Below are 10,905 nucleotides of genomic sequence, written 5' to 3'. Positions count from 1 at the left end.
GGCCCGGGCGGGCGATGCCGGCAAGGGCTTCGCCGTCGTGGCCTCGGAGGTGCGCACCCTGGCGCAGCGCTCAAGCGCCGCCGCCAAGGACATCTCCGGCCTGATCTCGTCCTCGAACATGGAGGTCGGCGAGGGCGTCAAGCTGGTGCGCCAGGCCGGCGACCAGCTGAGCCAGATCCTCGGCCATTCCCGCAAGGTCGCCGCCACCATCGCCGACATCTCCTCGGCCGCCGGMGAGCAGGCCAACGGCATCGACGAGATGAGCCAGGCGGTGGCCCATCTCGACGAGATGACCCAGCAGAACGCCGCGCTGTCCGAACAGAGCGCGGCGTCGGCCGCCTCGCTCTCCTCCCGCATCGGACAGCTCAACGACCTCGTCGCGGCCTTCAGGACTGGGCCGGACGGGGCGGGGACCGCGGCGACCTACCAGCCGCACGCACCAGCCCCGACCGAGCCGGCGCGCCTGCGCAAGCTCGCCGAGGCCGCTTTCGTGCAGACCAAGGCTCAGGCACCCGCGCCGCGGCCCGCAGCCGCCGCGCCGGCCGCACGAGCCCCGGCCAAGAAGGTCGCCAACAGCCGCGCCAGCGACTCCGGCTGGGAAGAGTTCTGAGCGAACCGGCCTTCCTTCGGAAAGCCTGAAACGGGGCCTGGATCGCGACGCGGTTCAGGCCCCGATCATGTCGAGGCCTGAACCGCCGCGCAGGCGGGCGGCGTCCCGCAGCGGCGGCGCGCCAAAGAGCCGCCGATACTCCCGGCTGAACTGCGACGGGCTGTCATACCCGACCCGGAAGCCTGCCGAGGCGGCATCGAGCGCCGTGCCGAGGATCAATCGCCGCGCTTCCTGCAGGCGCAACTGCTTCTGGTATTGCAGCGGGCTCATCGCGGTCACCGCCTTGAAATGCTGATGCAGAGCGGACGGGCTCATGCTCGCCTCCTGCGCCAGCGTCTCGACGCTGAAGGCCTTGTCGTAATTGCGCTTGATCCAGCCGATGGCGCGATTGACCTGCTGCAGCCGGCTTTCGCCGGTGGCGATCTGGCGCAGCCGCGCCGCCTGCTCCCCGGTCATCAACCGATAGAGGATTTCCCGCTCTGCCAGAGGCGCCAGCATCGCGATGTCGCGCGGGGTCTCCAGCAGCCGTACCATTCGCAATGCCGCGTCGAGCAGTTCCGGCGCGACGGGATTGAGCGCCAGGCCAGGACCCGCACCATTGCTGGCCTGCTCGTCCACATCCGTCTCCAGCATGATCGAACCGAGCAGGACGGGATCGAGATTGAGGCGGACGCAGAGATAGGGCCGCTCGGCAGTCGCCTCAACGACCTGTCCGATGACAGGCAGATCGACCGAGACGACGAGATACTGGCTGCGGTCATAGCGGTAGACCTGGTTGCCGAGCATCACCTGCTTGCGGCCCTGGACGATGATGCAGAGTGCCGGCTCATGCAGCACGTGCAGCGGCTCGGTCGGCTGGCAGGAGCGGATCAGGGCGAGGCGCGGGATCGCCGTCTCGTGCACGCCATCGGCCGCGACCAGCCGACCGACCAGCGCCGCCAGCTCCTCGATCTGTTGCATGGGCCGCCTCCATCATTCCGTGGGCGTCTCGGCGACGCCGCCTTGCTGGGCTTTCATACAATGATTTGCCGCGCCTGCGCGATTGGAAAACGCCTTCCCTGGAGGATCGTGCAATCCTTGCGTCGCATCGGTCTACCGCATGCCGGCCCCGGCGGGGCATTGCTCTCCCCACACCAGCCGCCCCTTCCGGACGGATCGGTCACCACAGGAGAGCATCATGTCTGGACTTGAAGGCAAGGTCGTCGCCATCACCGGCGCGAGCAGCGGCATCGGCGAGGCGACCGCACGGCTGCTCGCCGCCCGGGGCGCACAGGTCCTGATCGGCGCAAGGCGGGGCGATCTGCTCGAGAAACTGGCCGGCGAGATCGCGGCTGCCGGCGGCACGGTGCGCCAGCGCGTCGTCGACGTCACCGATGCGAGCGATGTCGAGGATTTCATCGGCTATGCCGAGGTCGAATTCGGCCGGGTCGACGTCGTCGTCAACAATGCCGGGCTGATGCCGCTATCGCGGCTCGACGCCGGCAAGATCGACGAATGGGACCGGATGATCGACGTCAACATTCGTGGCGTCCTGCATGGCATCAGGGCCGGGCTGCCGATCATGAAGCGGCAGGGCTCCGGGCAGTTCGTCAACATCTCCTCGATCGGCGGCCATCAGGTCTATCCGACCGCGGCGGTCTACTGCGCGACGAAATTTGCGGTGGTGGCGATCTCCGAGGGCTTGCGCCAGGAGCATGACGACATACGTGTCACTGTGATCTCGCCCGGCGTCACCCGCTCCGAGCTCGCCTCAACCATCACAGACCCCGGCGCCCAGGCCGCCATGGCCGAGTTCCGCCAGATCGCGATCGAGCCGGAGGCCATCGCTCGCGCCATCGCTTTCTCGATCGAGCAGCCCGGCGATGTCGATGTCAGCGAGATCATCGTGCGGCCGACGGCCAGCCCGTATTGAACCTGTTGCTCGCGCAGCGCGACTGCGGGTTCTGACCATTGAAGTTTGGAAGATCGGATTTTGGGAAGAGCCCAATGTCCTGGAAGACCCTGGAGACCCGACCATGCCTTTGACAAACATGCTTCAGTCGCTGAGCCATTTCGCCGCCGGCTTCGTTCCCTCCGCCCGGCCGACCCGTTCGCTTGAGATCGCGATGGTGGACGAGGCCGACGCCTTCGCCCGCGCCGCGCTCGGCCGCTGGGCGACCGAGGACGGCGCGATCGTGATCGAGCTGCGGCCCGACGGCCGCTACAACAAGGCCAAGCAGGCGACGCCTGCCTGGTATCATGGCCGCTACGAGGTCGATCGCTCGCAGCTCTATTTCGAGAGCGACAGCGGGCAGGTCGCCAAGGGCGAGATGCGCCGCGGCGTGCTCAGCATCGGCGAGAAGCAGTTCCGCCGCGCGCGGCTCACGCCCGAGCTCAATAGCCGACCGTGAAGCGGCGACGGCTGTGGGCGGGCTTTTCAAGCTCGTCCACCAGCGCGATCGCATAATCCTCGGCCGAGATTTTGCTCTCGCCGTTGCCATCGACGAGAAGCTGGTCGAGGCCGAGGCGGAACGTCCCCGTGCGCTCGCCCGGCGCGATGATCGCCGAGGGTGACAGGAAGGTCCAGTCCAGCGTCTTTTCCTGCTTGAGCAGCTCGAGATAGGCGCCGCCCTTCCGGGCCTCGTCGAGATAGATCGCCGGGAATTCCGGCGTATCGACCAGCTTCACGCCCGGCGCGACCTCGAGGCTGCCGGCGCCGCCGACGACGAGATAGCGCTTCACTCCGGACTGCTTCACCGCCCCGAGCAGGGCGTCAGCATCGCTGGCGAGGTAATGGACCGAGCTGATCGCCACATCATGGCCGGCAAGCAGCGTAGCGAGGCCGTCCTTGTCGAGGATGTCGCCCTTGACGGCGGTGACGCCCGGCAGCGCCGACACCTTTTCGGGGTTGCGCACAATGGCCGTGACCGTGTGGCCGCGCGAGACCAGCTCGGAGAGGATGCGCGAGCCGATGAAGCCGGTGGCGCCGATCAAAGCAATGCTCATGACAGAGGTCCTTTCTTGTGGTAACCAACGGATACCAACGATCCAATGGAACCCACATGGCCCGCTCCGTGCCTTCCGTAAAGAAGGCACTTTCGCGAGACATGGTCACCCCGGGGAAACCGCATGCTGCAACGCCCCGATCCTTTCAGCGCGCAATGCCCGACGCGTCAGGTCCTCGACCGTATCGGCGACAAATGGGCCGTGCTGATCCTGATCATGCTCGACCGCGAGACGCTGCGCTTCAACGAACTGCGCCGCCGCATCGAGAACATTTCGCAGAAAATGCTGTCGCAGACGCTGAAGAGCCTCGAACGCGACGGGCTGGTCAGGCGCGAGGTTTTTGCCACCGTGCCGGTGACGGTCGAGTATTCGCTGACCGACCTCGGACGCACGCTGGCGGCAACGGTGCAGGCGCTGACGCTCTGGGCCGAGAGCCATATCGGTGCGGTGCAGGAGGCGCAGCGGCGCTATGACCGCGGGGAGGTGCGCCTGTCGTGAGGCCCGGGGTCAGCCCTTGCCGGTCAAGGGCTTGGCGCCGTCGAAGAAGTCGGCCCAGATTTCTGGCGGCGGCCCGTCGTCGCGGATCTCGCTCGCCTTGAAGGCATCTGGCGCGGTCTGCGCGAGGTCATCCCATTCGATCGGCATGGCAACGGATGCGCCGGGGCGGGCCCGCGTCGAATAGGGCGCGATCGCGGTCGAACCCCGGCCGTTGCGAAGATAGTCGATGAAGATCTTGCCCTTGCGGGCCTTCTTCGACAGCGTCGCGGTGTAGAGCGACGGCTCCGCTTGCGCGATGGCCTGGGCGAAATCCCGCGCGAAACACTTGACGCGGTCCCAATCCGCCTTGGGCTTCAGCGGCATCACGACATGGTAGCCCTTGCCGCCGGAGGTCTTGAGCAGCGTCTTGAAGCCCAACTCCTGCAGGCGGTCGCGCACCGTCAGCGCGCCGTCGCGGACGCGTTCCAGCGGGACGCCGGGATCGGGATCGAGATCGAAGATGATCTGGTCGGGTGTCTCGACGGTGTCGATCGCGGCACCCCAGAGATGGATTTCGACGGTTCCGAGCTGCACCAGCGCTGCCAGCCCATCGAACTCGCGGATGAAGAGCAGCTCCTCGCCATCCTTGTCCTTCTTGCGCAGGACGGCGTCGTGCATGCCGGGCATGGCATGCTTCTGGAAGAAGGAATGCCCTTCGATCCCGTTGGGCGCCCGGACGAGGCTGAGCGGGCGGTCCACGACATGAGGCCGCATCAGCGGCCAGACCGTCGCGTAGTAGTCGAGCAAGCCCTGCTTGGTCAGGCCGATATCGGGCCAGAGCGGCTTGTCGGGGCTGCTGAGCTTGACCTGCGTCGTCTCGCGCGCGACCGATGGCTTCGGGCTCGCCTTGGCCTTGGCCGGTTTGGCCTTTACCGATTTGCCTGCCGGGGCTTTCGCGGGCTTGGCATCTGCCTCCTCGACAGGCGCCGGACGCTCGGCGACGACATCGTCGGCCGGCTTGTCCTCGCGCAGGCCGAGATAGCTCGCATGGCGCAACGTTTGCGAGGCCGTCCAGGCACGGAACTCGACCTCGGCGACCAGTTCGGGCTTCACCCAGACGATGCCGCGCTCGCGCGCCGCCGCGCCCTCAAAGGGCGAGGCCTTGGCCGTGATGGCATCGAGCTTCGCCTTCAGCGCAGCGGCGGATTTTCGGCTGAAGCCGGTGCCGACGCGGCCGGCGGGCTTGAGTTCGCCGCCCTCATGGTAGCCGGCGACGATCGAGCCCAGCTCGTGTTTAGAGCTCTTCGACGGCACATAGCCGGCGATGACGAATTCCTGGCGCTGGGTGCATTTCGACTTGATCCAGTCGCGGCCGCGCCCGCTGCGATAGGGCGCGTCGGCGCGCTTGGAGATGACGCCCTCCAGCCCCATCCGGCAGGCATGGCGCAGCATGGTCTGGCCCGGCTCGACGAAATGCTCGCTGTAACGCAGCGGCGTCTCGCCCTCGATCCTGTGGAACAGGGCCTCCAGCCGCTCCTTGCGCGCCAGCAGCGGGTCGACCTGAAGATCCTCGCCGTCGAGATGCAACAGGTCGAAGGCGAAGAAGACGAGCTGGCCGGTGCGTCCTTCCGACAGCGCCTCCTGCAGGGCCGAGAAGGACGAGAGCCCGTTTTCGCCCAGCGCCACGACCTCGCCATCGATCAGCGCCGTGTCGCAAGGCAGATCGCCCAGTGCCTTTGCCAGGGTCGCGCCGAAGCGATCGGTCCAGTCCAGCCCCGAACGGGTGAGCAGCACGGCCTTGCCGTCCTCGATGCGGGCCTGCAGCCTGTAGCCGTCGAACTTGACCTCGTGCAGCCAGGTCTCGCCGGCCGGCGGCTTGTCCTGAAGCGTCGCGAGGCAGGGTTCGACAAAGCGCGGCAGCGTGTCGGCAGCCTTTTTCGTCTTGCGCGCGCTTTTGGTCTTGGTCTTGGCTGGGGGCCTTGGCTTGGCCTCCGCCGAACTGACATCGTCGCTGCCCGGCCGCTTGGTCCTGGCCCAGATTTTCGGTTTCGCCGCCTTGCCGGCGCCGACATTCTCGACGCTCAGGCCCGACTTCACCGAGTTCGGCGCGCTTTGGAGGATGTCGCCGTCCTGGCGGGCGGCCGCGTCGTCGACCTTGATCAACAGCCAGTTGTCGCGTTTCTCGCCCGGGCGCGGCTTGAGCCGGACGAGGTGCCATTGGCCGTCGAGCTTGTGGCCCTGCAGGATGAAGGAAAGGTGGCCCTTCTCCATGCCGAAAGCGGGATCACCTTCCGGCACCCAGCGCCCCTCGTCCCAGACGATGACCGAGCCCGCGCCATACTGGCCTTCGGGAATCGTGCCCTCGAAGCTGCCATATTCAAGCGGGTGATCTTCGACATGGACGGCAAGGCGCTTCTCGTCGGGGTCGAGGCTTGGCCCTCGTGTCACCGCCCAGGACCAGAGCACGCCGTCATGCTCGAGCCTGAGATCGTAATGCAGGCGCCTTGCGGCGTGCTTGTGAATGACGAAGGCGCCGCCGCCCTGCGCCGCAGCGGCCTTTTTGCGTGCCGCGGCGCCCTTGGGCTCCCTGGTGAGGGTGAAGTCGCGCTTGGCGCGATAGAGGTCCAGCGTCGCCATCGCCTTGCTCCTCAGGCCGATTTACGCGCCTTGGCGGCCGGTTTCTTGCCCGTCAGATTCTTGGCGCCGGCTTTCGCGGGCGCTGCCTTCTTTGCTGATGCCGGATTGTCGGCGACCGCATCGTCGTCCCCGGCGAGGCTCTTCTTCAGGGCATCGAACAGGTTGACGACATTGGCTGGGCGTTCGGCCGCCTGAACGACGGGCGGCTTCTTGCCCTTCTGCTTGGCCTGGATCAGCGCCAGCAAGGCCTCCTCATAGCGATCCTCGAAGCCCGACGGGTCGAAGCTCGCCTGCTTCTTGTCGATAATATGGGTCGCGAGATCGATCAGTTCCGGGTCGATCTTGGTCTTGGCCATGCCGCGGAAGATTTCGTCGGGTTTGCGGACCGTCTTGTCGTAGCGCAGCGTCGTCAGCAGCAGCCCCTTGTCGAAGGGCTCGATCATGACCGGGCGTTCGCGGCGATAGAGTACGATGCGGGCGATGCCGGCCTTCTTCTGGCGCGCCATCGCCTCGCGGATCACCGCGAAGGCCTCCTCCGAGACATCGTCGGCGGGCGTCACATAATAGGGCGTGTCGAAATAGATCTGCGGGATGTCGGCGCGATTGACGAACTGCTCGATCGACAGCGTGTGCGAGGATTCGATCTGGACGGCGTCGATCTCGTCCTCCTCGACGAGCAGGTACTCGTCGTCACCGATCTCGTAGCCCTTGACCTCGTCGTCATCGCCGACCGGCTTGCCGGAGACGCTGTCGATGTACTGGCGCCGGACGGTGTTACCGGTCTTGCGGTTGATGACGCGGAAGGAAACCTTCTCGCTGTGGTCGGTCGTTCCCGTCAGTTCGACGGCGCAAGAGACCAGCGAGAGCTTGAGATAGCCCTTCCAGGCGGGACGCGGCGCCATCAGGCGGCCCTCGCCTCAGCGAGGCGCGGAATGGCCGCCAGCGCATCGGCGCGGACCAGATCCTCGCGCGACGGCGACGGGATCGGGTCTTCCAGGATGGCGAGCAGCACGTCGCGGTCGAGCTGGCCGTTGCCGATCACGCTGGCGAGTGCCTCGCGCGTCTCCCGCTCCGCCCGCAACTGCGCGCTGAGCGCGATGATGAGGCGATCCTTGTCCGACATACGCATGACGCTACACCCGCGGTTCGTGATACCAGCCCAACGGACGGCCTCGTGACTGGTTCCGCCCGGAGCGCTGGCGTTTCCCGCGATTTCGTGTATACCGCCGCCATCCGGCCTCAAAAGCCGGCTGCGCGACCCCTCCCCGATGAGGCGCTCGCGGGCTTCGGACCCTGCTGGACGACATCCCGGCTCAGGCCCGCCAGATCAACACCCAACCGAAGGATCACACGATGTCGATCACTGCCGAGCGCAAGACCGCGCTCATGAAAGAGCATGCCATCAAGCTGAACGACACCGGCTCGCCGGAAGTCCAGGTCGCGATCCTCACCGAGCGCATCAACAACCTGACCGGCCACTTCAAGTCGCATGTCAAGGACAACCATTCCCGTCGCGGCCTGCTCAAGATGGTCTCGCAGCGCCGTTCGCTGCTCGACTACCTGAAGAGCAAGAGCGAGCCGCGCTACAAGACCCTGATCGAGAAGCTCGGCATCCGCCGCTGATCGACGCCTGACTCCGACGCCCGGTGCGACATCGCTCCGGGCGCTTTTCTAAGGGGTCGCCGCAATGGTGCGGCTCAAAACCCCGCTACAACGCGGCAGCCGCATGGGGCGGCCTGCCGCATGACCCGCCGGGCGTCTTTCGCCCATGGCAGGATCGCCAAGCGCTCGGGCGCGATTTTTCGTCCTGAACCGAGCGTTTCGCCGTCTTGCCCATGGGCTTGAGGCGCGAAGGCGGGTCGCATCCGATCCGAAAGACGCAATCCATGTTCGATGTACAGACCGAAGAACTGATGTGGGGCGGGCGCAAGCTCGTGCTCGAAACCGGCAAGATCGCCCGCCAGGCCGACGCCGCCGTCCTCGCCACCTATGGCGAGACCGTCGTGCTCGCGACCGTCGTTTCGGCGAAGTCGCCCAAGGCCGGGATCGACTTCTTCCCGCTGACCGTGAACTACCAGGAAAAGACCTTCGCCGCCGGCCGCATTCCCGGTGGCTATTTCAAGCGCGAAGGCCGCCCGACCGAGAAGGAGACGCTGGTCTCGCGCCTGATCGACCGGCCGATCCGCCCGCTCTTCGTCGAGGGCTACCGCAACGAGACGCAGGTCGTCTGCACCGTGCTGCAGCATGACCTCGAGAACGACCCCGACATCGTCGCGATGGTCGCCGCCTCCGCTGCGCTCACCCTGTCGGGCGTGCCCTTCACCGGCCCGGTCGGCGCGGCTCGCGTCGGCTATTTCGACGGTGCCTACAAGCTCAATCCGCTGGTCGACGAGATCAAGGAATCGCAGCTCGACCTCGTCGTCGCCGGCACGCCCGACGCCGTCCTGATGGTCGAGTCGGAAGCCAAGCAGCTCTCCGAGGAGATCATGCTCGGCGCCGTGATGTTCGGCCACAAGCACTTCCAGCCGGTCATCGATGCGATCATCCGCCTGGCCGAGAAGGCCGCCAAGGAGCCGCGCGACTACACCCCGGCCGACAACTCCGTCGTTCTCGACGCCGTGCTCAAGCTGGCCGACAAGGACATCCGCGCCGCCTACCAGATCCGCACCAAGGCCGAGCGCTACAAGGCTCTCGACGCCGCCAAGGCCAAGGTCGCCTCGCTGATCTCGGAGACGCCGGACGGCAAGACCACCTTCACCAAGGAGCAGGTCGGCGGCCAGTTCAAGGAAGCCCAGGCCAAGGTCGTCCGCTGGATGATCCTGGACGACAGCGTCCGCATCGACGGCCGCGACCTCAAGACGGTCCGCAAGATCGTCGCCGAGGCCGGCATCCTGCCGCGCACCCATGGTTCGGCCCTGTTCACCCGCGGCGAGACGCAGGCGCTGGTCGTAACCACGCTCGGCACCGGCGACGACGAGCAGTACATCGATTCGCTGGAAGGCACCTACAAGGAGACCTTCCTGCTGCACTACAACTTCCCCCCCTATTCGGTGGGTGAAGCTGGCCGCATGGGTTCGCCCGGCCGCCGCGAAATCGGCCATGGCAAGCTCGCCTGGCGCGCGATCCGGCCGATGCTGCCGGCGAAGTCCGAGTTCCCCTACACCATCCGCGTCGTCTCGGAGATCACCGAGTCGAACGGCTCCTCCTCGATGGCCACCGTCTGCGGCACCTCGCTTGCCCTGATGGATGCCGGCGTGCCGCTGAAGGCGCCGGTTGCGGGCATCGCCATGGGCCTGATCCTGGAAGGCGAGCGCTTCGCGGTGCTCTCCGACATCCTGGGTGACGAGGACCATCTCGGCGACATGGACTTCAAGGTCGCCGGAACGGCCGAGGGCATCACCTCGCTGCAGATGGACATCAAGATCGCCGGCATCACCGAGGAGATCATGAAGGTCGCCCTCGACCAGGCCAAGGGCGGTCGCGACCACATCCTCGACGAGATGAACAAGGCGCTGTCGACCTCGCGCGGCCAGCTTGGCGAGTATGCCCCGCGCATCGAGACGATGAAGATCCCGGTCGACAAGATCCGCGAAGTCATCGGCTCCGGCGGCAAGGTCATCCGCGAAATCGTCGAGAAGACCGGCGCGAAGGTCAACATCGAGGATGACGGCACCATCAAGATCGCTTCGGCCGACGGCAAGTCGATCGAAGCCGCGATCAAGTGGATCAAGTCGATCGTCTCGGAAGCCGAGCCGGGCATGATCTATGACGGCACGATCGTGAAGATCATGGAGTTCGGCGCCTTCGTGAACTTCTTCGGCGCCAAGGACGGTCTCGTCCACATCTCCGAACTGGCCGCCCAGCGCGTCCAGAAGGTCTCGGACGTCGTCAAGGAAGGCGACAAGGTCAAGGTCAAGTTCCTCGGCCAGGACGACCGCGGCAAGATCCGCCTCTCGATGAAGGTCGTCGACCAGGAGACCGGCGAGGACCTGACCGAGAAGCTGAAGGCCCAGCGCGATTCCGAGAAGAGCCGCGAGAAGCAGTCGGCCGAGTGATCGCCCGCATGTGAGGCTTTGGCTTCACGTGAAACAATGAACGCCCCGCATCGCAGGATGCGGGGCGTTTTTCGTTTTGACTCCCACGTCATGCTCGGGCTTGACCCGAGCATCTCTTGCCGGATTCGATTTCCGGCGCTT

At 66.1% G+C, this 10,905-nt stretch carries 11 protein-coding genes; 6 read left to right on the top strand and 5 right to left on the bottom strand.

Annotated features, from left to right (window positions below):
- Window positions 1-610: methyl-accepting chemotaxis protein (locus AC1DYU_RS24380; protein ID WP_476793881.1), on the top strand; the 610-nt coding region annotated here is incomplete at its 5' end.
- A gap of 54 nt (window positions 611-664) precedes the next feature.
- Here the strand turns inward: AC1DYU_RS24380 and AC1DYU_RS24375 are convergent.
- Complete coding sequence (locus tag AC1DYU_RS24375; RefSeq protein WP_476793880.1) at window positions 665-1,570, bottom strand: AraC family transcriptional regulator; 906 nt, start codon at window positions 1,568-1,570, stop codon at window positions 665-667.
- 217 nt (window positions 1,571-1,787) lie between these two features.
- Between AC1DYU_RS24375 and AC1DYU_RS24370 the strand changes: the two genes are divergently transcribed.
- Together AC1DYU_RS24370 and AC1DYU_RS24365 are read left to right on the top strand one after the other, a co-directional pair.
- Window positions 1,788-2,522, top strand: coding sequence for an SDR family oxidoreductase (locus AC1DYU_RS24370; RefSeq protein WP_476793879.1), 735 nt, complete (start codon window positions 1,788-1,790; stop codon window positions 2,520-2,522).
- A 103-nt stretch (window positions 2,523-2,625) separates the two neighbouring features.
- Window positions 2,626-3,000 (top strand): Atu4866 domain-containing protein, encoded by a 375-nt coding sequence (locus AC1DYU_RS24365; protein WP_476793878.1) that lies wholly within the window; start codon window positions 2,626-2,628, stop codon window positions 2,998-3,000.
- On the opposite strand, the gene AC1DYU_RS24360 is transcribed toward AC1DYU_RS24365, so the two are convergent.
- Complete coding sequence (locus AC1DYU_RS24360; protein ID WP_476793877.1) at window positions 2,984-3,595, bottom strand: NAD(P)-dependent oxidoreductase; 612 nt, start codon at window positions 3,593-3,595, stop codon at window positions 2,984-2,986. The two genes, AC1DYU_RS24365 and AC1DYU_RS24360, sit on opposite strands and share 17 nt — an antisense overlap.
- A gap of 123 nt (window positions 3,596-3,718) precedes the next feature.
- On the opposite strand from AC1DYU_RS24360, the gene AC1DYU_RS24355 reads away from it, so the two are divergent.
- Complete coding sequence (locus AC1DYU_RS24355; RefSeq protein WP_476793876.1) at window positions 3,719-4,093, top strand: winged helix-turn-helix transcriptional regulator; 375 nt, start codon at window positions 3,719-3,721, stop codon at window positions 4,091-4,093.
- A gap of 9 nt (window positions 4,094-4,102) precedes the next feature.
- On the opposite strand, the gene ligD is transcribed toward AC1DYU_RS24355, so the two are convergent.
- The 3 genes from ligD to AC1DYU_RS24340 are packed head-to-tail and all read right to left on the bottom strand — an operon-like array spanning window position 4,103 to window position 7,838.
- A complete protein-coding gene (gene ligD / locus AC1DYU_RS24350) occupies window positions 4,103-6,709 on the bottom strand; it encodes a DNA ligase D (protein WP_476793875.1) in 2,607 nt (868 codons plus the stop codon).
- 11 nt (window positions 6,710-6,720) lie between these two features.
- Entirely contained in the window at window positions 6,721-7,611 is an 891-nt protein-coding gene (gene ku / locus AC1DYU_RS24345) for a non-homologous end joining protein Ku (protein ID WP_476793874.1), read from the bottom strand.
- Window positions 7,611-7,838 (bottom strand): hypothetical protein, encoded by a 228-nt coding sequence (locus AC1DYU_RS24340; RefSeq protein ID WP_476793873.1) that lies wholly within the window; start codon window positions 7,836-7,838, stop codon window positions 7,611-7,613. Before AC1DYU_RS24340 ends, ku begins: the two co-directional genes overlap by 1 nt.
- Before the next feature lie 224 nt (window positions 7,839-8,062).
- On the opposite strand from AC1DYU_RS24340, the gene rpsO reads away from it, so the two are divergent.
- Together rpsO and pnp are read left to right on the top strand one after the other, a co-directional pair.
- Complete coding sequence (gene rpsO, locus AC1DYU_RS24335) at window positions 8,063-8,332, top strand: 30S ribosomal protein S15 (protein WP_476793872.1); 270 nt, start codon at window positions 8,063-8,065, stop codon at window positions 8,330-8,332.
- Window positions 8,333-8,595: 263 nt separating this feature from the next.
- The gene (gene pnp / locus AC1DYU_RS24330; protein WP_476793871.1) at window positions 8,596-10,764 is read left to right on the top strand and encodes a polyribonucleotide nucleotidyltransferase; all 2,169 of its coding nucleotides are present in this window, start codon (window positions 8,596-8,598) and stop codon (window positions 10,762-10,764) included.
- Window positions 10,765-10,905: the final 141 nt, after the last annotated feature.

The organism is Allobosea sp. P2_B12, assembly GCF_056404835.1.
Note: the sequence above shows the minus strand (reverse complement) of the source record. Positions and strands in the feature narration are given on the sequence as shown.